At 70.9% G+C, this 20,816-nt stretch carries 18 protein-coding genes and 1 tRNA gene; 11 read left to right on the forward strand and 8 right to left on the reverse strand.

Going from position 1 to position 20,816, the window contains the following annotated elements:
• Window positions 1-2 precede the first annotated feature (2 nt).
• From efeB to OHB00_RS25350, 4 genes are all read left to right on the forward strand, one after another.
• Window positions 3-1,283: an iron uptake transporter deferrochelatase/peroxidase subunit gene (gene efeB, locus OHB00_RS25335; RefSeq protein WP_406437822.1), complete on the forward strand. Its 1,281-nt coding sequence runs from the start codon at window positions 3-5 to the stop codon at window positions 1,281-1,283.
• Between the two features lie 123 nt (window positions 1,284-1,406).
• Complete coding sequence (gene pheA / locus OHB00_RS25340; RefSeq protein ID WP_406437823.1) at window positions 1,407-2,342, forward strand: prephenate dehydratase; 936 nt, start codon at window positions 1,407-1,409, stop codon at window positions 2,340-2,342.
• A 530-nt stretch (window positions 2,343-2,872) separates the two neighbouring features.
• Window positions 2,873-4,150 carry a serine--tRNA ligase gene (serS, locus tag OHB00_RS25345; protein WP_406437825.1) on the forward strand — a complete coding sequence of 426 codons (1,278 nt, stop codon included), beginning with the start codon at window positions 2,873-2,875 and terminating at the stop codon, window positions 4,148-4,150.
• Window positions 4,147-4,944 (forward strand): HAD family hydrolase, encoded by a 798-nt coding sequence (locus OHB00_RS25350; RefSeq protein WP_406437827.1) that lies wholly within the window; start codon window positions 4,147-4,149, stop codon window positions 4,942-4,944. Before serS ends, OHB00_RS25350 begins: the two co-directional genes overlap by 4 nt.
• A 119-nt stretch (window positions 4,945-5,063) precedes the next feature.
• Here the strand turns inward: OHB00_RS25350 and OHB00_RS25355 are convergent.
• The 6 genes from OHB00_RS25355 to OHB00_RS25380 form a co-directional block, all read right to left on the reverse strand.
• Window positions 5,064-5,168: transfer RNA gene (locus OHB00_RS25355), tRNA-OTHER, on the reverse strand.
• A gap of 306 nt (window positions 5,169-5,474) precedes the next feature.
• Window positions 5,475-5,672 (reverse strand): hypothetical protein, encoded by a 198-nt coding sequence (locus OHB00_RS25360; RefSeq protein ID WP_406437829.1) that lies wholly within the window; start codon window positions 5,670-5,672, stop codon window positions 5,475-5,477.
• 79 nt (window positions 5,673-5,751) lie between these two features.
• The gene (locus OHB00_RS25365) at window positions 5,752-6,471 is read right to left on the reverse strand and encodes an ABC transporter permease (protein ID WP_406437831.1); all 720 of its coding nucleotides are present in this window, start codon (window positions 6,469-6,471) and stop codon (window positions 5,752-5,754) included.
• Between the two features lie 10 nt (window positions 6,472-6,481).
• Window positions 6,482-7,393 carry an ABC transporter ATP-binding protein gene (locus OHB00_RS25370; protein ID WP_406437833.1) on the reverse strand — a complete coding sequence of 304 codons (912 nt, stop codon included), beginning with the start codon at window positions 7,391-7,393 and terminating at the stop codon, window positions 6,482-6,484.
• Window positions 7,390-8,298, reverse strand: a complete 909-nt coding sequence (locus OHB00_RS25375; protein WP_406437834.1) for an ABC transporter permease — start codon at window positions 8,296-8,298, stop codon at window positions 7,390-7,392. The genes OHB00_RS25370 and OHB00_RS25375 overlap by 4 nt, the downstream gene beginning before the upstream one ends.
• Window positions 8,288-9,253, reverse strand: a complete 966-nt coding sequence (locus OHB00_RS25380; RefSeq protein ID WP_406445978.1) for an ABC transporter ATP-binding protein — start codon at window positions 9,251-9,253, stop codon at window positions 8,288-8,290. Before OHB00_RS25380 ends, OHB00_RS25375 begins: the two co-directional genes overlap by 11 nt.
• Window positions 9,254-9,481: 228 nt before the next feature.
• Between OHB00_RS25380 and OHB00_RS25385 the strand changes: the two genes are divergently transcribed.
• The 7 genes from OHB00_RS25385 to OHB00_RS25415 all read left to right on the forward strand — a co-directional run bounded on the left by OHB00_RS25385 (window position 9,482) and on the right by OHB00_RS25415 (window position 15,897).
• Entirely contained in the window at window positions 9,482-10,330 is an 849-nt protein-coding gene (locus OHB00_RS25385) for a M24 family metallopeptidase (RefSeq protein ID WP_406437836.1), read from the forward strand.
• Entirely contained in the window at window positions 10,327-12,087 is a 1,761-nt protein-coding gene (locus OHB00_RS25390; RefSeq protein ID WP_406437838.1) for an SDR family oxidoreductase, read from the forward strand. Before OHB00_RS25385 ends, OHB00_RS25390 begins: the two co-directional genes overlap by 4 nt.
• Window positions 12,088-12,241: 154 nt before the next feature.
• Window positions 12,242-12,451: a hypothetical protein gene (locus tag OHB00_RS25395; RefSeq protein ID WP_406437839.1), complete on the forward strand. Its 210-nt coding sequence runs from the start codon at window positions 12,242-12,244 to the stop codon at window positions 12,449-12,451.
• Window positions 12,452-12,851: 400 nt separating this feature from the next.
• Window positions 12,852-13,427: an RNA 2'-phosphotransferase gene (locus OHB00_RS25400; RefSeq protein ID WP_406437841.1), complete on the forward strand. Its 576-nt coding sequence runs from the start codon at window positions 12,852-12,854 to the stop codon at window positions 13,425-13,427.
• Window positions 13,428-13,445: 18 nt separating this feature from the next.
• Window positions 13,446-13,928, forward strand: a complete 483-nt coding sequence (locus OHB00_RS25405) for a hypothetical protein (protein WP_406437843.1) — start codon at window positions 13,446-13,448, stop codon at window positions 13,926-13,928.
• A 64-nt stretch (window positions 13,929-13,992) separates the two neighbouring features.
• A complete protein-coding gene (locus OHB00_RS25410; RefSeq protein ID WP_406437845.1) occupies window positions 13,993-14,895 on the forward strand; it encodes an LLM class flavin-dependent oxidoreductase in 903 nt (300 codons plus the stop codon).
• A 114-nt stretch (window positions 14,896-15,009) separates the two neighbouring features.
• Window positions 15,010-15,897 (forward strand): HAD-IIB family hydrolase, encoded by an 888-nt coding sequence (locus tag OHB00_RS25415; protein ID WP_406437846.1) that lies wholly within the window; start codon window positions 15,010-15,012, stop codon window positions 15,895-15,897.
• Between the two features lie 19 nt (window positions 15,898-15,916).
• On the opposite strand, the gene cydD is transcribed toward OHB00_RS25415, so the two are convergent.
• Entirely contained in the window at window positions 15,917-19,702 is a 3,786-nt protein-coding gene (gene cydD, locus OHB00_RS25420; protein ID WP_406437847.1) for a thiol reductant ABC exporter subunit CydD, read from the reverse strand.
• 91 nt (window positions 19,703-19,793) lie between these two features.
• Window positions 19,794-20,801 carry a cytochrome d ubiquinol oxidase subunit II gene (cydB, locus tag OHB00_RS25425; RefSeq protein ID WP_406437849.1) on the reverse strand — a complete coding sequence of 336 codons (1,008 nt, stop codon included), beginning with the start codon at window positions 20,799-20,801 and terminating at the stop codon, window positions 19,794-19,796.
• Between the last annotated feature and the right edge of the window lie 15 nt (window positions 20,802-20,816).

The following is a 20,816-nucleotide window of genomic DNA, read 5'->3' on the forward strand; positions in this document are numbered from 1 at the left end:
CCATGCCCGAACAGTCCCAGTCCCTCACCGAACCCCGCACCGCAGCCGCCGAGGCTCCCCCGGCCGGGGGCGTCAGCCGGCGCGCGCTGCTCGGCACCGCCGGGGCCACCGGACTCGTGCTCGGCGCCGCGGGCGCGGGCGTCGGCTACGCGGCCGCCCCCGCCCAGGCCACCCCGCTCAGCTCGGTGGGCTCCGACCACGCGATGTTTCACGGGAAACATCAGCCAGGCATCACCGAGGGCCTCCAGGCGCGCGGCCACCTCGTCGCCTTCGACCTGGCGGCGGGCGCGGGCCGCACCGAGGCCGCCGCGCTGCTGCGCCGCTGGTCGGCGACGGCCGAGCGGCTGATGGCCGGCGAGCCGATGACGCAGGACGACACCGACGTGGCCCGGGACGCGGGGCCCTCGTCGCTGACGGTCACCTTCGGCTTCGGCAACAGCTTCTTCAGCCGTACCGGTCTGGAGAAGCAACGGCCGTCCGCCCTGGACCCGCTGCCCGACTTCTCCTCCGACCACCTCGACAAGTCGCGCAGCAACGGCGACCTGTGGGTGCAGATCGGCGCCGACGACGCCCTCGTCGCCTTCCACGCCCTGCGCGCGATCCAGAAGGACGCGGGCAGTGCGGCGAAGGTCCGCTGGCAGATGAACGGCTTCAACCGCACCCCGGGCGCCACCGCCCATCCCATGACGGCCCGCAACCTCATGGGCCAGCTGGACGGCACGCGCAATCCCAAGCCGACGGACTCGGACTTCGACCAGCGGATCTTCGTGCCGGCGAGCGGTTCGAACGGCCCGGCATGGATGGCCAACGGCTCCTATGCCGTCGTACGCCGGATCCGCATGCTCCTCGACGACTGGGAGAAGCTGTCGCTCACGGCTCAGGAGAACGTGATCGGGCGGAAGAAGTCGAACGGGGCGCCGCTGTCCGGGGGCACCGAGACGACGGCGATGGACCTGGACAAGGCCAAGGCCGACGGGGAGTACATCGTCCCGATCAACGCCCATGCCCGGATCACCCGGCCCGACCAGAACGGGGGCGCGGCCATCCTGCGGCGCCCGTTCTCGTACCACGACGGCATCGACACGGACGGGACGCCGGACGCGGGGCTGCTCTTCGTCTGCTGGCAGGCGGATCCGCTGCGCGGGTTCGTGCCGCTGCAGCGGAAGCTGGACCGCGGGGACGCGCTGTCGCAGTACATCCGGCACGAGGCGAGCGGCCTGTTCGCGGTGCCGGGCGGCGCGGCCGCCGGGGAGTATGTGGGGCAGCGGCTGCTGGAGGGGTGATACCCGGATACCGGAGTGGTTTCTGATCACTATTGGTGCGTTTCCGGGTTTCAAACCACCCGGTCGAGTGGATCCCATGAGACAAGGGAGCCGCCTCTCCCTGCGCCCGTTAGGGTGAGGGACATGCCAGCGAGCTATGCGTATCTCGGTCCCGAAGGCACCTTCACCGAAGTCGCCCTGCGCACCCTCCCGGAGACCGCGACCCGGGAGCTGATCCCGTACGTCTCCGTGCAGTCCGCGCTGGACGCCGTGCGGGGCGGCGAGGCCGAGGCCGCGTTCGTGCCGATCGAGAACTCCGTCGAGGGCGGCATCACCACGACCCTGGACGAGCTGGTCGCGGGCGAGCCGCTGATGATCTACCGCGAGGTGCTGCTGTCGATCACCTTCGCGCTGCTGGTCCGGCCGGGCACCAAGCTCTCCGACATCAAGACGGTCACCGCCCACCCGGCTGCCCAGCCGCAGGTCCGCAACTGGCTGCGGGCCCACCTCCCGGAGGCCGTCTGGGAGTCCGCGGCCTCCAACGCGGACGGCGCGCGGCTGGTCCAGGAGGGCCGTTACGACGCCGCCTTCGCCGGCGAGTTCGCGGCCGCGCGCTACGGCCTGGAGGCCCTGGAGACGGAGATCCACGACGCGGAGAACGCGCAGACCAGGTTTGTGCTGGTGGGCCGCCCGGCCCGGCCGGCCGCCCCGACCGGCGCGGACAAGACCTCGGTCGTGCTCTGGCAGAACGACGACCATCCCGGTGGGCTGCGCGACCTGCTCGGCGAGTTCGCCACCCGGGGCATCAACCTCATGCTGCTGCAGTCCCGGCCGACCGGTGCCGGCATCGGCAACTACTGCTTCTGCATCGACGCCGAGGGCCACATCTCCGACCGTCGGGTGGCGGAGGCCCTGATGGGGCTGAAGCGGATCTGCCGCCAGGTGCGTTTCCTCGGCTCCTACCCGCGGGCGGACGTCAGGCCGGGCGAGGCCACGGGCCCCACCCTGTTGGGGACGTCGGACGAGGAGTTCGTGGCGGCCTCGGACTGGGTGGCGCGCTGCCAGGACGGCCGCTTCTAGCCGGTCACACCCTCCTATCTTCGTTATCCACAGGAGTTATCCACAGGCATCGATCTCGACCTGGGGATAAGTCGACAGCTACGCATGAGTCTGTCGACAAATCGCTCTACAGGCCACGGGTGCGGCCCCGCCCGCTCACGTCACCCTTCGTCCACTCGTTTCCCTTGGTTCATCTTTTGGAGCGACGCCTTTCCACTCGAAAGAGGGTGTTGCCCCGGTTTGGGGTGGGAATTCCTCTCTTCACACGCCGCTTGCGGAGTGATCAATTCCGAAGTCCACACCCCATCCACACACCCTGTGGATAACTCTCGGAAGGGTGCGAGTCCCTGTGGACAACGGCACCCCCAAGTCCCGCTCCCCCCAAGGAAATCCAGTCAACCGCGGGCCGCACACTTGCCCCGTCTCGGGGAGTGAGACGCTTTTTATTGACACGCTCGGCAATTGCCCCGTAACGGAACGTAAGCCACTATTCGGGACACATGCGAATAGTGATTCGTGGGGGGCAACCCCGCACCGGTAGCCTTGGCTCCGTGATTGACCTTCGCCTGCTCCGTGAGGACCCCGACCGTGTGCGCGCGTCCCAGCGCGCCCGTGGAGAGGACGTCGCGCTCGTCGACGCCCTCCTCTCCGCCGACGAGCGGCGCAGGTCGTCCGGCGTCCGCTTCGACGAGCTGCGCAACGAACAGAAGCAGCTCGGCAAGCTCATCCCCAAGGCCGCCGGTGACGAGAAGGCCGAGCTGCTGAAGAAGGCCGGCCAGCTCGCCGCCGACGTCAAGACCGCCGACGCCGAGCGCGACGCGGCCGACGCCGAGACCCAGGAGCTGCTGCTCAGGCTCGGCAACCTCGTCCACCCCGACGTCCCCGTCGGCGGCGAGGAGGACTTCGTCACCCTGGAGACGCACGGCACGATCCGCGACTTCGGCGCCGAGGGCTTCGAACCCAAGGACCACCTGGAGCTGGGCCAGCTCCTCGGCGCGATCGACGTCGAGCGCGGCGCCAAGGTCTCCGGCTCCCGCTTCTACTTCCTGACCGGTGTCGGCGCCCTGCTGGAGCTGGCGCTCGTCAACGCGGCGATCGCGCAGGCCACCGAGGCCGGCTTCACGCCGATGCTGACCCCGGCCCTGGTCCGCCCGCAGTCCATGGCGGGCACCGGCTTCCTCGGCCAGGCGGCCCAGGACGTCTACCACCTCGACAAGGACGACCTCTACCTGGTCGGCACCTCCGAGGTCCCGCTCGCCGCGTACCACATGGACGAGATCATCGACGTGGAGCGCCTGCCCCTGCGGTACGCCGGCTTCTCGCCCTGCTTCCGCCGCGAGGCCGGTTCGCACGGCAAGGACACCAAGGGCATCTTCCGCGTCCACCAGTTCGACAAGGTGGAGATGTTCTCCTATGTCGCCCCCGAGGACTCGGAGGCGGAGCACCAGCGTCTGCTGGCCTGGGAGAAGCAGTGGCTGACCTCGCTGGAACTGCCGTTCCGCGTGATCGACGTCGCCACCGGTGACCTCGGCGCCTCGGCCGCCCGCAAGTTCGACTGCGAGGCGTGGATCCCGACGCAGGGCAAGTACCGCGAGCTGACGTCGACGTCGGACTGCACCGAGTTCCAGTCCCGCCGGCTGTCGATCCGGGTCCGCGACGGCAAGCAGGTCAAGCCGCTGGCCACGCTCAACGGCACGCTGTGCGCCGTACCGCGCACCATCGTGGCGATCCTGGAGAACCACCAGCAGGCCGACGGTTCGGTGTACGTGCCCGAGGTGCTGCGCCCGTACCTGGGCGGCCGGGAGGTCCTGGAGCCGGTGTCCCGGTGAGCTTCCCCTACGGGCTCATCGCCACCGACCTCGACGGGACGCTGCTGCGCTCCGACGAGTCGGTCTCCCAGCGCACCCGTGACGCGCTCGCCGCGACCACCGCGGCGGGCGCCGCGCACATCGTCGTCACCGGCCGCGCGGTCCCCTGGACCCGGCACATCCTCGACGACCTCGGCTACGACGGCCTCGCCGTCTGCGGCCAGGGGGCGCAGGTGTACGACGCCGGGTCGCACCGCCTGCTCACGTCCGTGACGCTGGACCGGCAGCTGGCCGGGGTCGCACTCGCGAAGATCGAGGCGGAGGTCGGCCCGCTGTACCTCGCGGCGAGCCGCGACGGCCTGGACGGCGACGTGCTGGTGGGGCCGGGGTACGCGGTGACGGGTCACCTCCCGTCGACCCCCTTCACGGACGCGGCCGACCTCTGGGCGGCGCCGCTGAACAAGATCTACATACAGCACCCGGAGCTGTCCGACGACGAGCTGGCGGAAGCGGCCCGGCAGGCGGCCGGGGGCTTCGTGGGCGTCGCCATGGCGGGCGAGGGCATCGTGGAGCTTCTCCCGCTCGGTCTCTCGAAGGCGACGGGCCTGTCCCTGGCCGCGCGCCGGCTGGGCCTCAAGTCCGCCGACACGATCGCCTTCGGCGACATGCCGAACGACATCCCGATGTTCGCCTGGGCGGCTCGGGGGGTGGCCATGGCCAACGCCCATGAGGAGCTGCGCGCGGTGGCCGACGAGGTGACGTCTTCCAACGAGGGGGACGGGATCGCGGTGGTGTTGGAGCGTCTGCTGGGATAACCGCCGTGGGCGGTCTTTCCGCAGGGCGGTGGGGGAGGGTGGGCACAGGCTGCAGCGCCGGGACCTTGTTGACCAGCCCCAGCCCTGCCTGTCGGCCGAATCTCAGTGCCAACGTCTCGCGGAGGATGCACGGATCGAACGTGCGCGGGTTTTCCAGGCCCGACCGTGACTCGCTTTGATCAAACACAGCGCAAGCCAGTGCCTTACCACTCGGCCAATCCTCCGGGTGGGCGGCCCACGCGAGAGCGACCATCGCGTGCTCGAAGCGGCCGCCCCGGGCAGCTACACGGCGATCCGCCGTGGGCTGCCCTGACGGGAGCGGGACGTACTGTCGTGCATGGACATCGTCCGGCTCCTCTCCCAGATGGTGGGGTGACACGACAACTGTGCCTTTGAGCCGAGTTGGACGCCAGCGATTATTTGGGAGGCGCCCACTGCCCGCGCCCTTTCAGGGGCGCGGGGCTGTGTCGATATGCGGCTCCGCCGCGTGGGCGCGACCGGCCCCCACCGGCCCGCGGCCGAAAGACGACCTACCGGCGCCACCATCGCCGGCGCGCCTTGCTGAAGAACCACCCCGCGGGCGCCTCGTCCGACCGCCACGGCTGAGGCTCCGGTCCCGCGGCCTTCCACCGCGCCGCCAGCATTCGCGCCCGCGCAGAAGGCTCCGTGGTCTCGGCCGACCGTATGAAGTCCTCGTTCAGCACGACGCCGTCCCAGTCCTCAGCCATCCCCGTTCCTCTCCACGGAACATCCCCTTTGCCCAGTGTGCCCGGACCCGGATGAAGCCCCCGTCAACAAGGCGGACGTCTACTCCTCGCCCGCCAGCGTCAGCGAGCGCAGCTTCTGGCCGGCGTACCAGGTGGCCAGGACGGTCACCACGACCAGCAGCACCGTGCCCGTCGTCAGCGACACGTCGGACGTGACCAGCTCGCCGCCGGTCACCTTGTGGGCGACCGCCAGGGCCCACTGCTGGACGCTCAGCGTCCGCGCCCCCGGAACCAGGGAGCCGAACAGGGCCTCCCAGACCAGGGCGTAGACGAGCCCGAAGACCACGGCGTGCCGGGACACCGTGCCGAGGAGCAGGAAGAGCGCGGCGTAGGCGATGGAGGCGACCAGCGCGGCGACCGTGTAGGCGACGGCGATCTGCTGACCGTTGCCGTTGAGGATGAAGCCCGCGATCAGGGTCGGCAGGGCCGAGAAGACCATCGTCACGGCGATCGCCACGATCAGCTTGGTGAAGATGATCGTCGGCCGTTTGATCGGCTTGGACAGCAGGTACACCACCGAGCCGTCGTCGATCTCCGGGCCGATCGCACCCGTGCCGGCGATGACGCCGATGATCGGCACCATGGTCGCGAGAGCGAGGCCGCCGAGCAGGTCGGAGGCCGTCTGGTCGTCGGCGCCGGCCAGGCCGCGGACGACGACGGAGATCGCGATCAGCAGCATGGGCAGCGCGCCCAGGATGAGGGCCCGGCGACGGCCGAGCAGGGCCCGGTAGGTGAGCCGGGCGACTGTGGGGTCGTACATCTTCGGCCTCCTACGCCGCGACCAGATACGAGAACACGGATTCGAGGGACTCGTCGGACGGCGAGACCGTGAGCAGCCGGATGCCGTGGTCGCGGGCGACCTTGGGCAGCAGGGCGGTGAAGCGTCCGAAGTCGACGGCCTGGATGCGCAACGCGCCCTCCGTGAGGTCCACTTCGATGCCCGACGTGGACGGGTCGGCGATCAGCGCGGCCGCGAGGGCGCGGTCGTCGCTGGAGCGGACCAGGTAGCGGTGCGGGCGGTCGGTCATCAGACGGCGGATCTTGCGGAAGTCGCCGCTGGCCGCGTGGCGGCCGGCGACCACGACCTCGATGTGCCAGGCGAGTTGCTCGACCTCTTCGAGGATGTGGGAGGAGAACAGGACCGTGCGGCCCTCGTCGCCCATGCGCCGCAGCAGTTCCATGAGCTGCATGCGCTGGCGCGGGTCCATGCCGTTGAAGGGCTCGTCGAGGAGGAGCAGCGACGGCTCGTGGACCAGTGCGGACGCCATCTTCACGCGCTGGCGCATGCCCTTGGAGTACGTCGCGATCTTGCGGTCCTGCGCGTACTCCATCTCGACCGTGGCGAGGGCCTTCTGGGCGGCCTTGGCGCCGAGGCCGTGCAACTCCGCGTTGGCGACGACGAATTCGCGGCCGGTCAGGAAGTCGTACATGGCCTCGCGCTCGGGGACGATGCCGATGTGCTTGTAGATGGCCTCGTTGCGCCAGGTCGGCTGGCCGTCGAGGGTGACCGTGCCGGTGGAGGGGGCCAGGAAGCCGCCCATCATGTTGATGAGGGTGGACTTCCCGGCGCCGTTGGGGCCGAGGAGGCCGGTGACTCCGGGGCCGATGGTCATCGTGATGTCGTTGACGGCGACCACGTTGCCGAACCAGCGGGAGACGTGGTCGATGGAGAGCGTGGTCACAGTCCCACCTTCTTGTAGCGGCGCAGCAGAAGGCCGTAGCAGGCGGCGATGAGGCCGACGATGACAAGCAGGTACACCGCGCCCTGGGCATGGGAGGGCCCGTCGCCGCCCGGGAAGGTGTTGGTGCCGCCGAGGAGAGCGGTGCTCACGCCGCCGATCAGGGTGACGGGCGAGAACAGGCCGATCCACGGGATGGCACCGGTGCTGCCCTGGGAGTCGGCGATGGCCTGGAGGGTGGAGACCGCGCCGTAGGAGATGGTCAGGACGGCGATCACGGCGGCGATGCCGAAGCCGCGGCGCGGGGTGACCGCCGCGATGACCAGGCCGATGCCGGCGAAGAGGAGGGACAGCAGGGCGGCCGAGAGCAGTCCCTGGCCGAACCCCTTGGTCTGGTGGGCGAAGTCCATCTTGGAGAGCAGGGCGCCCACGTACAGCACGACCAGCGGGGCGCCGGTGAGGATGAACATCGCGGAGGCCAGGGCCGCGAACTTGGCCTGGACGTAGTCGGCGGTCTCGATGGGCCGCGAGAAGTACAGCGGGATGGTCTTGAAGCGCAGGTCGCGGGAGACGGCCTGGGGTGCCTGGGAGGCGACGTACAGGCTGATGACCGCCTGCATGATGATCGCGTACCGCGTGTAGGGCACCGGCAGGTCGTGCGCCTTGGTGGCGACGGCGACGGCGACCATGATGGCCGCCGGCACGCACATCACCGCGAAGAGCAGCATCGGCAGCACCTTGGACTTCACCGAGCGGCCGAGGCCGTAGGAGCCGCGCAGGGTCTGCGAGTAGAGGGAGAGACGGGCGTACCCGCGGCCGAGGCGTGGGCCGTCGTAGCCGCGGTAGCCGATGTCGTGGATTCGGGACTGGTCACCCGCGGGGGTGGTCAGGGGATGCTCAACCGCCATGGACGGTAGCCTCCTTCCGCTGCTCGTCGCTGCTGCTGAAGACCTCGGAGATGTGGTGCCGGCGCTGCTCCATGCGCACCAGGCCGAGGCCGAGGTCGGCGACGACGTCGCGGACGAGGTCGTACGTCTCCTCGCCCTGCGCGGTGAGCAGCAGGATGTGGCCGGCGCCGGGGAGGCCGCCGCCCTCGTTGTCCGTGTCCACCCCGCGCGCGTGGAGCGCGTCGCGCACCGCGCGGGTGCCGTCCGGGTGCTCGTCGCTGTCGGTGACCTCGATGGCGAGGGTGGTCGTGGACTGGGTGAAGTCGGTGGTGGAGCTGGAGCGCAGCAGCTTCCCGCCGTCGACGACGACCACGTGGTCGCAGGTGCGTTCCAGTTCACCGAGCAGGTGGGAGGTGACCAGGACCGAGATGCCGAAGTCGGTGTGGATGCGGCGGATCAGGCCGAGCATCTCGTCGCGGCCGACCGGGTCGAGGCCGTTGGTCGGCTCGTCGAGGAAGACCAGCTGCGGGTCGTGCACCAGAGCCTGGGCGAGCTTCACGCGCTGCTTCATGCCGGTCGAGTAGCCGCCGATGGGGCGGTACCGCTCCTCGTAGAGGCCGACGTGGCGCAGGGTGTCGGCGGTGCGCTCGCGGGCGGCGGCGGGCGGCAGGCCGGACATCCGGGCCATGTGCACGACGAACTCGGTGGCCGAGACGTCGGGCGGCAGGCAGTCGTGCTCCGGCATGTAGCCCACCCGCTCGCGGATGGCGGCGCCCTTGGTCGCGACGTCGAGGCCGAGCACTTCGGCGCTGCCCTCGGTCGCGGGGGACAGACCCAGCAGGATCTTGATCAGGGTGGACTTGCCGGCGCCGTTGGCACCGACGAGCCCGGTCACACCGGGTCCGATGTCCACGGACAGCCGGTCGAGCGCGGTCACCCGGGGGAACCGCTTGCTCAGGCTTTCGGTCGCGATCACAGTCACGTCATAGAAGGTAGTGACCCGCGCCACTGCGGTCGTCAGACCTCGGAGCCGTCTTCTCCTCAGACTCCAGTATTACGGGACCCTAGGGGAACCCCCTCCTTGAGAGCTACGCAGAGTTATCCACAGGCCCGCACCACCCCTTGTTGACGTGGCCTCTAACAACTGTCACATTCAGCAGTGTCAAGTTACGGGCACGTACCGCAGTCGACGGAGACGGGGCGGATGACGACGGCAGTGGCATCGAAGAAGGAACGCGCCACGGAGCTCCAGGGTTTCCGGCGGGTCCAGCGGCTCGCCTACGAGTGCGCCCAGGCGGTCGCGGCCCGGCTGGAGCCCGGGGTCACCGAACGCGAGGCGGCCCGGATGCAGCGCGAGTGGCTGCGCGCGCGGGGCGTGCGGGACTGGTTCCACCTGCCCTTCGCCTGGTTCGGTGACCGCACGGCGTTCACGGGCTTCCGCACACCGCTGCAGTTCTTCCCCACCGACCGCAGGCTGGCACCGGGCATGCCGTTCATCCTGGACCTGGCCCCGGTGTACGAGGGCCGCACCGCCGACGTCGGCTACTCGGGCTCCCTCGGGCCGAACCCCGTGCAGGCCCGGCTGATGGCCGACCTGGAGGCACACCGGGAGCTGATCCTGCGCGAGGTGCGCGAGCGGCGCCCGCTGCGCGAGATCTACGAGGACGTGGACCGCCTCATGGTCCGCCAGGGCTACGCCAACCGGCACCGCGCGTACCCCTTCGGTGTGATCGCCCACAAGGTGGACCGGGTGAAACAGCGCCGCTGGTCACCGCACCTCTTCGGATTCGGCACCCAGTCCCTGAAGGGCCTCGCGGCCGACGCGCTGCACGGTCACCGCGAGGGCTGGTCGCCCCTGTGGTCGCCGTACCGCTTCTCCGACCACCCGCCCAGGCCGGGCCTGTGGGCGGTCGAACCGCATCTCGGCTTCCGGGGCACGGGCGCCAAGTTCGAGGAGATCCTCGTGGTCACCGACTCCCGGGATCCCGAGCAGAGCGCCTTCTGGCTGGACGACGATCTGCCGCACACGCGGCGCTGGGCGGAGGACAGGTGACGGACATCGAAGGCGCGCGCGAGCGGCGGGTGCGTACCGGCGGCGTCGAGCTGTGCGTGGCGGAGCTGGGCGACCCGGCGGCCCCGACGGTCGTCCTCGTCCACGGCTACCCGGACAGCAAGGAAGTGTGGTCCCAGGTCGCGACCCGCCTCGCCGACCGCTTCCACGTCGTCCTGTACGACGTGCGCGGCCACGGCCGCTCCACCGCCCCGAAGCCCCTGCGCGGCGGCTTCACCCTCGCCAAGCTCACGGACGACTTCCTGGCGGTGATCGACGAGGTCAGCCCGGACCGGCCGGTGCACCTCGTCGGCCACGACTGGGGTTCGGTGCAGTCCTGGGAGTTCGTCACGGTGGGGCGGACTCAGGGCCGTATCGCCTCCTTCACGTCGATGTCCGGGCCGTCCCTGGACCACTTCGGGCACTGGATCAACGCGCGCGTGCGGCGCCCCACGCCCCGGCGGGTGGGCCAGCTCCTCGGCCAGGGCGCCAAGTCCTGGTACGTGTACCTGCTGCACACCCCCGCTCTGCCCGAACTGGCCTGGCGCGGCCCCCTCGGCAAAGCCTGGCCGGGGATCCTGCGACGGGCCGAGAAGCTCCCCGCGGGGGACTACCCGACGGCCTCCCTGCCCTCCGACGCGGCACACGGCGCCTGGCTGTACCGCGACAACGTACGGGCCCGGCTGCGCCGCCCGCGCGAGGACGCGTACGCGCACGCGCCCGTGCAGCTCATCACCCCCCTCGGCGACGCGTTCCTCTCCGAGCGGCTCTACGACGACCTGGAGCGCTGGGTGCCGCGGCTCACCCGCCGCACCCTGCCCGACAGGCACTGGGTCCCGCGCACCCGACCGGACCAGGTGGCCTCCTGGGTCGAGGAGTTCGTGATGTCGGTGGAGGACGGCCGGGAGACGGAGCCGAAGCGCGCCGACCGCCATGCCCAGCGGTTCGGGGGCCAGTTGGTCCTGGTCACCGGCGCGGGTAGCGGGATCGGGCGGGCGACGGCGTTCGCGTTCGCGGAGGCGGGCGCACGGGTGGTGGCGGTGGACCGGGACGCGGAGGCGGCGGCCCGCACCGCCGAGCTGTCCCGGCTGGTCGGCGCGGCGGACGCGTGGGCCGAGACCGCCGACGTCTCCGACGAGCAGGGCATGGAGAAGCTCGCGGAGAAGGTCCACCGTGCGTACGGCGTCGTGGACGTGTTGGTCAACAACGCGGGCATCGGCCTGTCGGGGTCCTTCTTCACGACGACGACGGAGGACTGGCGGCGGGTCCTGGACGTCAACCTCTGGGGCGTGATCCACGGTTGCCGCCTCTTCGGGGCCCGGATGGCGGAGCGCGCTCAGGGCGGCCACATCGTGAACGTCGCCTCGGCCGCCGCGTACCAGCCCTCCCGCGCGCTGCCGGCCTACAGCACCTCCAAGGCGGCGGTCCTGATGCTGTCCGAGTGCCTGCGCGCCGAACTCGCCTCCCAGCGCATCGGGGTGACGGCGATCTGCCCCGGCTTCATCAACACCAACATCACGTCGACGGCCCGGTTCACCGGGGTCGACGAGGAGGAACAACGACGCCGGCAGAAGCGATCCGCACGGCTGTACGACATGCGTAACTACCCTCCGGAGAAGGTCGCTTCGGCGATCCTGGAGGCGGTGGAGCACAACCGCGCGGTGGTACCGGTGACTCCGGAGGCGCGGGGGGCGCGGGTGCTGTCGCGGCTGGCGCCGGGGGTGTTGCGGAGAATCGCGCGCGTGGAGCCGAGGTTGTAGGACGTCGTTGTTCGGCCGCGGCTGCGTGGGGCTGAGCGCGCAGTTCCCAACGCCCTGACGGGACACTACAGCCGGCGCTTCTTCCAAGCCGCGGCCGGCATCACCACGCTTCGAGGACCTGGCTCATCTCGCTCCGAGCCCCCTACGGCTCGCCGTGGCAGCGGAGTTGCGCGCGGTCGGCGTCCCGATCCCCGTGATCGCGGAGCACCGGCGGGAGTTGATCACGCAGCGCAGGCACATCGCCGTCCGCTCCCTGGAGTTCGCCTCTGAACACGTCTTCGCCCGCGATCTCGACGCCCCAGACCGCCGCACCGACGTCGGCGCGACCGAAGCGGTCTGCTCATGCGCCGCTCTCGCCCCCTGACTCAGCAGACGGCGGACGCCGAACTCACCCGTGCCATACGCCTGTTCCCGCCCGCGAGGTGCGCCGGCGACTCGGCGCGGGGAGCAGCCGAGTACCCCGGACGAGACGCGTGGGATGTCTCTGCCCGCCGACCCGATTCTCACCGTCAGGCGCCTCGTTGGCCCGTGCCGCCTCGCGGAGTCCCTCGCCGTCGCCGCCGAACGCGAGGTGACAGCACGGCGTTTGGGCGCCCTCACCCCAGATCACAGCCTCGTTAACGATCTTGACGAACCACCGCGAATTGCCCAGCACTTGTCCACAACTCGGCCAATTTCCTTGTGGATAACCGCACTTGGTTGTGGATCAAACCTGCGGCGAAAAATATCTGCGTGATCCGCGTCTCGCCCGGCACGCTGGTGGCATGAACGCGAGACACAAAGAAGGAGCACAGGACGAGCGGCGCACCGTGAAGGTGTCGAAGTACCTCTCGAAACACCTGCGCCACCAGCCCGAACGCATCGGGCTCAGCCTGGACGAAGCGGGCTGGGTGGAGATCGACACGCTGCTCGCGGCGGCAACGGCACACGGCTTCCCGGTCACCCGAGAGGAACTGGACCACGTCGTCGCCGCCAACGACAAGCAGCGGTTCGCGATCGAAGGCACCCGGATCCGCGCCAGCCAGGGCCACAGCATCGACGTCGATCTCGGGCTGCCTCCGGCGACCCCACCGCCGTACCTCTACCACGGCACCGTCGCACGGAACCTGGACGCGATCCGGAGCGAGGGACTCACGCCGATGAACAGGCACGACGTGCATCTGTCGGCGGACCGGGAGACCGCGACCCGGGTCGGTGCCCGGCGCGGGCGGCCGGTCGTGCTGTCGGTCGACGCGGGCGCGATGCACCGGGACGGGCACGTCTTCCACATCAGCGCGAACGGCGTGTGGCTGACGCAGGCCGTACCACCGCGCTACCTGCGCTTCCCCGATCCGCACTGACCCGGCATCATGAGTGGTATGGACCATTCCGAGCCCGGGGAGTTCCGGGAGCACCAGGAACACCTTCCCACCACCGAGGCGGCCGTCGGCGCGCTCCGCGCGGTCGCCGCCGAGCACGGACGTGAGATCGAGGTCACGCACGACATCGGTGCCGACCGGACGTCGCGGCGCAGCGCGGCGGGCTTCGGTGTCACCACGGACCCGGACGGTTCGCTGCCGCACGAGGCGTTCGCCGAGTTCGGCGGCCTGCCGAAGGTCAGCGTGCGGCTCTACCCGGACGACGACGCGCTGATCACGGTCGAGGGCGTCGAGTTCCACGACGTCCCGCGCGAGGACGTGCCCGCCTTCCTGCACTCCGTCTTCGGCGGCCTGACCCATGTCCGGGCCCGCCGCTTCCCGCCGGCCGCCTCGCTGATCGTGCCGCTGCACGGGGACCGTACCTACAAGGAGCACCTTGCCGCGCACCTGCTCACGCCCTGGCTGAGCAGCCGCGTACGGTGACCGTCCCCTCGCCCGTCGGTGACCGTTTCGTCCGCCGGCAGTGGGTCCCCTTAGTCTCGGACCCATGAGTCTGCGTCTGAGCACCGTGATCCTCCCGTACCGCCGCTGGAGCGAGGGCGGCCGTTCCGCCTGGACGCGCGCGGAGGAGCTGGGCTTCCACGCCGCGTACACGTACGACCACCTGTCCTGGCGCAGCTTCCGGGACGACCCGTGGTTCGGTGCGATACCGACGCTGACCGCCGCCGCCTCCGTCACCGACCGGATGCGGCTGGGCACGCTGGTCACCTCGCCGAACTTCCGGCATCCGGTGACCCTCGCCAAGGAGCTGATCTCTCTCGACGACGTCTCCGACGGCCGGGTGACGCTCGGAATCGGCGCCGGAGGCACCGGCTTCGACGCCACCGCGCTGGGCCAGGAGCCGTGGGCCCCGCGGGAGCGGGCCGACCGGTTCGCGGAGTTCGTGGCGCTGCTCGACCGGCTGCTCACCGAGGACGCCGTGACCTACGAGGGCGAGTTCTACTCGGCCGCCGAGGCGCGCAACATCCCGGGCTGTGTGCAGCGGCCCCGGCTGCCGTTCGCGGTGGCCGCCACCGGACCGCGCGGGCTGAAGCTGGCCGCGCGGTACGGCCAGGCGTGGGTGACCACCGGCGACCCGAAGCTGTACGAGACCGGCACGCCCGAGCAGTCGTTCGAGGCGCTGCGCGGACAGCTGGGCAAGCTCGTCGAGACCTGCGCGGCGACCGGCCGGGACGTGTCGGAGCTGGACAAGGTCCTGCTCACCGGGTTCACCCCGGACCGCGGCCGTCCACTGGAGTCCCTGGACGCGTTCGTCGACTTCGCCGGCCGTCACCAGGAGCTGGGCTTCACCGAGCTGGTGATCCACTGGCCCATCCCTGACTCGATGTTCGCGGCCGAGGAGAAGGTCTTCGAGCTGATCGCCATGGAGGCCCTGGCGCAGCTGGCCTGAACGGCGCAGCCGTGCCGCCCGGCTGGACCGCACAGCCGAACAGGGCAGCGGCGGTGGCGCTCTGAAGTCGTCTGTGTCTCATCTGTGTGCCCGCCCGCCCGACCGTGCGGGCATATGCGCGAGAATGGCCCGGTGACCTCAGCGACCCGACAGCCCGAGACCCCTGCCTTCGCGACCCCGCCCCGGCTGATCGCCACCGATCTCGACGGCACCCTGCTGCGCGACGACAAGTCGGTCTCCCCGAGGACGGTCGCCGCGCTGGCCGCCGCCGAGGAGGCGGGTGTCGAGGTCTTCTTCGTCACCGGCCGCCCGGCCCGCTGGATGGACGTGGTCAGCGACCACGTCCACGGCCACGGCCTGGCGATCTGCGGCAACGGCGCGGCCGTGGTCGACCTGCACGGCGGCCCGGGTGCCCACCGTTTCGTGAAGGTGCGCGACCTGGCGAGGGAGAACGCGCTGGACACGGTACGGCTGCTGCGCGAGGCCGCGCCCGGCACGGTGTACGCGATCGAGCAGACGTACGGCTTCCACCAGGAGCGGGCCTATCCCAAGCTGCACCTGGAGATACCGGACCATCTGCTGCCGGCCGAGGAGATCCTGGCGACCGACGGTCCGAGCGCCGGCGAGCCCGTGCTCAAGATCCTCGCCTACCACCCCGACCTCGACCCGGACGCCTTCCTCACCCTCGCCCGCCTCGCCGTCGGCAACCGCGCCACCGTCACCCGGTCCAGCCCCAGCGCCCTGCTGGAGATCAGCGGCCCGGGCGTCTCCAAGGCCAGCACGCTCGCCCTGGAGTGCGCCGAGCGCGGCATCTCGCACGAGGAGGTCGTGGCCTTCGGTGACATGCCCAACGACGTCGAGATGCTGACCTGGGCCGGCCGGTCCTACGCCATGGGCAACGCCCACCCCGCCGCGGTCGCCGCCGCCTCCGGCCGTACGGGCGCCAACAACGAGGACGGGGTGGCCGTCGTGATCGAGCAGCTGCTGGCCGCCCGCGCCTGAGACCGCCCGCCGCGCCGGGCTACCGCGCTCCCACCAGCGACTCGGCCGCCGCCTCCCGCTGCGCCATGTCGCGCAGCGGTCCGGCCGCGGCGGCCAGTTCCGCGTAGGTCCCGCGCTGCACCACCCGGCCCGCGTCGAGGACGATCACCTCGTCCACTGCCTCCAGGCCCGCCAGCCGGTGCGTGATGAGCAGCGTCGTACGCCCCTCGGTGGCGGCCAGCAGATCCGCGGTGAGCGCGTCGGCCGTGGGCAGGTCGAGATGCTCGGCGGGCTCGTCCAGCACGAGTACCGGGAAGTCGGCGAGCAGCGCCCGGGCGAGGGCCAGCCGCTGCCGCTGCCCGCCGGACAACAGTGCCCCGTGCTCACCGACCAGGGTGTCGAGTCCGTCGGGCAGCCCGTCCACCCAGTCGAGCAGGCGGGCCCGGCCGAGCGCGTCCCGCAGCTCCTCCTCGGTCGCGTCCTTCCGGGCGAGCAGGAGGTTCTCGCGTACGGAACTGTCGAACAGGTGCGCGTCCTGAGCACACAGCCCGACCAGCCGCCGTACGTCGTCGCTGTCCATGCCGTACGCGTCCACGCCGGCGAGCGTGTAGGAGCCCGCGCCCGGGTCGAGGAACCGCAGCAGGACCTGCGCGAGGGTCGACTTGCCGGCGCCGGACGCCCCGACCACGGCGACCCTGCGCCCCTCGTGCAGGGCAAGGTCCACCCCGTCGAGCGTATCCCTCCGCTGCCCCGGGTACCGAGCCGTCAGGCCCTTCAGGACGACGGGGAAGGGCGCGGCGGGCGCCTGCCGCGGCCGCTCCGGCTCACGCACGGGTTCGGGCGCGTCCAGCACCTCATAGATGCGCTCGGCGCTCCTGCGCACCCGCTGCCGGTGCCGCACGGCCAACGGCAGCCCCAGTACGGCCTCGAAGGCGGCCAGCGGGGTGAGCACGACGACCGCCATCGTCACCCCGCTCAGCCGGCCGTCGGCGACGCCCTGGACGCCCAGCAGCGCGGTGGCCACGACGGTCAGGCCGGTCAGCAGTGCGGTCAGCCCGTCGCCGAGTGCGGTGGCGGTCGCTCCCCGCGAGGCGATCCGGGTGAGCGTGCCGTCGGCCCGCCGGGCCGCGTCGGTACGGGCGGGCAGCGCGCCGGCGACCGTCAGCTCGGCGGTGCCGGTGAGCAGGTCGGTCACCCGGGTCGCGAGCAGCCCGCGGGCGGGCGCCAGCCGGTGCTCGGCCCGCCGGGCCACGGCGGAGGTCACCAGCGGAACACCGACACCGGCCGTTAGCAGCCCCACCGCGAGCGCGGCCCCGGCCTCGGGCAGCAACCAGGCCGTGAACCCCACGGACCCCGCGGAGACGGCCACCGCGACCCCGACAGGCAGCAGCCACCGCAGCCAGTAGTCCTGCAGAGTGTCCACATCAGCGACCAGCCGGCTGAGCAGATCACCCCTCCTGGTCGTCCGCAGCCCGGCGGGCGCCAGCCGCTCCAGCCGCCGGTACACGGCAACCCGGGTCTCGGCCAGCATCCGCAGCACGGCATCGTGCGACACCAGCCGCTCGCCGTACCGGAACACCGCCCGCCCGATCCCGAAGGCCCGTGTCGCCGTCACGGCAACCATCAGATACAGCACCGGCGGCTCCTGCGAGGCCCGCGAGATCAGCCACCCGGAGGTCGCCATCAGCCCAACGGCACTACCAAGCGCGAGAGCCCCGAGCACCAGCGCAAGCAACAACCGCCCCCGCCGGGCCCCAGAAGCAGCACGAACCCGCCCAAGAACACTCCGCCGACCCTCGCCCACCGGCTCCACGGAACCCCCGACAGACCACCCAAGTCCCTCCGTGGGCTCACCGTCCAACCGATCGAGTCGGTCCACGGCCCGACTTCCCAACCGCCCGAGCCGACTCCCGCCCTCACCTTCCACCCCACCGAGCCGACCCGCAGCCCCGCCTCCCAACCCACCGAGCCGACCCGCGACCTCGCCTTCCAACTGACCGAGCCGACCCCCGCCCTCACCTTCCACCCCACCGAGCCGACCCCCGACCTCGCCTTCCAACCCACCGATCCGACCCCCGACCTCGCCTTCCAACCCACCGATCCGACCCCCGACCTCGCCTTCCAACCGACCGAGTCGGGCGGTGGGTGGGCAAAGGTTCTGGGGGTCCAGGGGGCGGAGCCCCCTGGGGGCCTCGCTGCCGGAGAGCCGCACGACTCGGGACGCCACCGAGAGCAACGCCGGCCGGTGCACCACCAGCAACACCGTCCGCCCCTCGGACAGCCGCCGTACCGCCGCCACCACCTCCCCCTCGGTCCCCCCGTCCAGCGCAGCCGTCGGCTCATCCAGCAACAGCACAGGCCGGTCTGCCAGAAACGCCCGAGCCAACGCCAGCCGCTGCCGCTGCCCCGCGGAAAGCCCGGCCCCGTCCTCCCCGAGAACCGTCTCCGCCCCCTCCGGCAGCGCATCCACGAACTCCAGCGCCCCGGCGTCCCGCAACGCCCTCCGGACGGCGTCGTCGTCCGCGTCGGGACGCGCAAGCCGTACGTTCTCGGCGATCGTCCCGGCGTACAGATGCGGCCGCTGCGGTACCCACGCGATCCACGACCGCCACTCCTCCAGGTCGAGGCCCGCAAGGTCGGCTCCCCCGATCCGCACCCGGCCCTCCACCGGCCGTACGAACCCCAGCACCACGCTCAGCAGCGTCGACTTGCCCACGCCACTCGGGCCGACCAGCGCGACGGTCTCCCCGGGTTCGACGGTGAACGAGACGTCGGTGACCGCGTCCGCCGACCGCCCCGGATAACGGACCGTCACTCCCTCAAAGGCCAGCGAAGCACCGGAAGGCACCGCACCGGCACCGGACACCGGCACCGGTGTCTCCAGCACCGCGAAGATCTCCTCCGCCGCCGACAGCCCCTCCGCCGCCGCGTGGAACTGGGCCCCCACCTGCCGCAACGGCAGATACGCCTCGGGCGCCAGCACCAGGATGACCAACCCGATGTACAGGTCCATGTCGCCATGCACCAGCCGCATGCCGATGGTCACGGCGACCAGCGCCACCGACAGTGTGGCGAGCAGCTCCAGCGCGAAGGAGGAGAGGAAGGCGATCCGCAGGGTCCGCATGGTCGCCTGCCGGTACTCGCCGGTGATCCGGCGGATGGACTCGGCCTGCGCCTTGGCCCGGCCGAACACCTTCAGCGTGGGCAGCCCGGCGACCACATCCAGGAAGTGGCCGGAGAGCCGGGACAGCAGCCGCCACTGACGGTCCGTCCGGGACTGGGTGGCCCAGCCGATCAACACCATGAAGAGCGGGATCAGCGGCAGGGTTCCGACGATGATCGCCGCGGACACCCAGTCCTCGGTGACGATCCGCGCCAGCACCGCGACCGGCACGATCACCGCCAGCCCCAACTGCGGCAGGTAACGCGAGAAGTAGTCGTCGAGGGCGTCGACACCGCGCGTGGCAAGGGTGACCAGCGACCCGGTCCGCTGGCCGCTCAGCCAGCCGGGACCGAGCGCCCCCGCCCGGTCGAGAAGCCGCCCTCGCAGCTCGGACTTGACCGCCGCGCTCGCCCGGTGCGCGGCGAGTTCGGTGAGCCAGGAGACCAGCGCCCGGCCGACCGCCACAGCCGCCAACAGCAGCAGAGGCGTGCGGAGTCCGGAGACCGAGTGACCGTGCTGGAAGGCGCCGACCACTACCTCGGCGATGAGCATGGCCTGAGCGATGACCAGTCCGGCACCGACGGCACCGAGGCCGAGGACGGCCACCAGAAAGACGCGGGTGGCACGGGCGTAACGCAGCAGACGGGGATCGATTGGTTTCACGTGAAACATGCCCTTCGGCCCGGAGAGGGTGTTTCACGTGAAACATCACAGATCGGCGTGATCATCGCCATGAGACACCCTCCCCTCGGACTCAATGCGCGGCTTCGGTCGCTATGTGCTGCGTACCGATCCGCTTGCGGAACACCCAATAGGTCCATCCCTGGTAGAGCAGGACGAGCGGGGTGGCGATCGCGGCCAGCCATGTCATGATCTTCAGGGTGTACGGACTCGACGAGGCGTTGGTGACCGTGAGGCTCCAGTCGCTGTTGAGCGACGACGGCATGACATTCGGGAAGAGCGACAGGAAGAGCATCGCCACGGCGGCCACGATCGTCGCGCCGGACAGGGCGAACGCCCACCCCTCGCGGCCCCGCAGGTTGGCCCCGAGGGCGGCCAGCAGGGCGGCGACCGCCACGACCAGCGCCACCAGACTCTTGCCGTCACCACTGTCGATCTGGGTCCACAGCAGGAAGACCAGCGCCAGTGCGGCAGTGAGGACACCGAGCTTGGTCGCCAGCTTCCGCGCCCGTACCCGGATGTCGCCGACCGTCTTGAGTGCGGTGAACACCGTGCCGTGGAAGGTGAACAGGGTCAGCGTCACCAGTCCGCCGAGCAGGGCGTACGGGTTGAGCAGGTCCCAGACGGTGCCGACGTACTCGAAATTCCGGTCGATCTTCACGCCGTGCGCGATGTTCCCGAAGGCCACGCCCCACAGGAACGCCGGGACCAGCGAGGTCCAGAAGATCGCGGTCTCCCAGTTGCGCTGCCACTTCTCCTCGGGCCGCTTCGCCCGGTACTCGAAGGCGACGCCCCGGACGATCAGGCAGACCAGGATGGCCAGGAGGGGCAGGTAGAAGCCGGAGAAGAGCGTGGCGTACCACTCGGGGAAGGCGGCGAAGGTCGCGCCGCCCGCGGTGAGCAGCCACACCTCGTTGCCGTCCCAGACCGGGCCGATCGTGTTGATCAGCACCCGCTTCTCCAGGCGGTCCCGGGCCAGCAGCTTGGTGAGGATGCCGACCCCGAAGTCGAAGCCCTCCAGGAAGAAGTAGCCGGTCCACAGGACGGCGATCAGGACGAACCAGACGTCGTGAAGTTCCATGACTGCGTCTCCCTC

The organism is Streptomyces sp. NBC_00631, assembly GCF_045206895.1.
Taxonomy (GTDB): domain Bacteria; phylum Actinomycetota; class Actinomycetes; order Streptomycetales; family Streptomycetaceae; genus Streptomyces.

Excerpts from the sequence above, each read along its gene's own strand:
- OHB00_RS25360 (WP_406437829.1), bottom strand. The coding sequence starts at position 5,672 with ATGGCTGAGGACTGGGACGGCGTCGTGCTGAACGAGGACTTCATACGG.
- OHB00_RS25385 (WP_406437836.1), top strand. The coding sequence starts at position 9,482 with ATGACGACGGCAGTGGCATCGAAGAAGGAACGCGCCACGGAGCTCCAG.
- cydB (WP_406437849.1), bottom strand. The coding sequence starts at position 20,801 with ATGGAACTTCACGACGTCTGGTTCGTCCTGATCGCCGTCCTGTGGACC.
- pheA (WP_406437823.1), top strand. The coding sequence starts at position 1,407 with ATGCCAGCGAGCTATGCGTATCTCGGTCCCGAAGGCACCTTCACCGAA.
- OHB00_RS25375 (WP_406437834.1), bottom strand. The coding sequence starts at position 8,298 with ATGGCGGTTGAGCATCCCCTGACCACCCCCGCGGGTGACCAGTCCCGA.
- OHB00_RS25415 (WP_406437846.1), top strand. The coding sequence starts at position 15,010 with ATGCGCGAGAATGGCCCGGTGACCTCAGCGACCCGACAGCCCGAGACC.
- OHB00_RS25410 (WP_406437845.1), top strand. The coding sequence starts at position 13,993 with ATGAGTCTGCGTCTGAGCACCGTGATCCTCCCGTACCGCCGCTGGAGC.
- OHB00_RS25365 (WP_406437831.1), bottom strand. The coding sequence starts at position 6,471 with ATGTACGACCCCACAGTCGCCCGGCTCACCTACCGGGCCCTGCTCGGC.
- efeB (WP_406437822.1), top strand. The coding sequence starts at position 3 with ATGCCCGAACAGTCCCAGTCCCTCACCGAACCCCGCACCGCAGCCGCC.
- OHB00_RS25405 (WP_406437843.1), top strand. The coding sequence starts at position 13,446 with ATGGACCATTCCGAGCCCGGGGAGTTCCGGGAGCACCAGGAACACCTT.
- OHB00_RS25400 (WP_406437841.1), top strand. The coding sequence starts at position 12,852 with ATGAACGCGAGACACAAAGAAGGAGCACAGGACGAGCGGCGCACCGTG.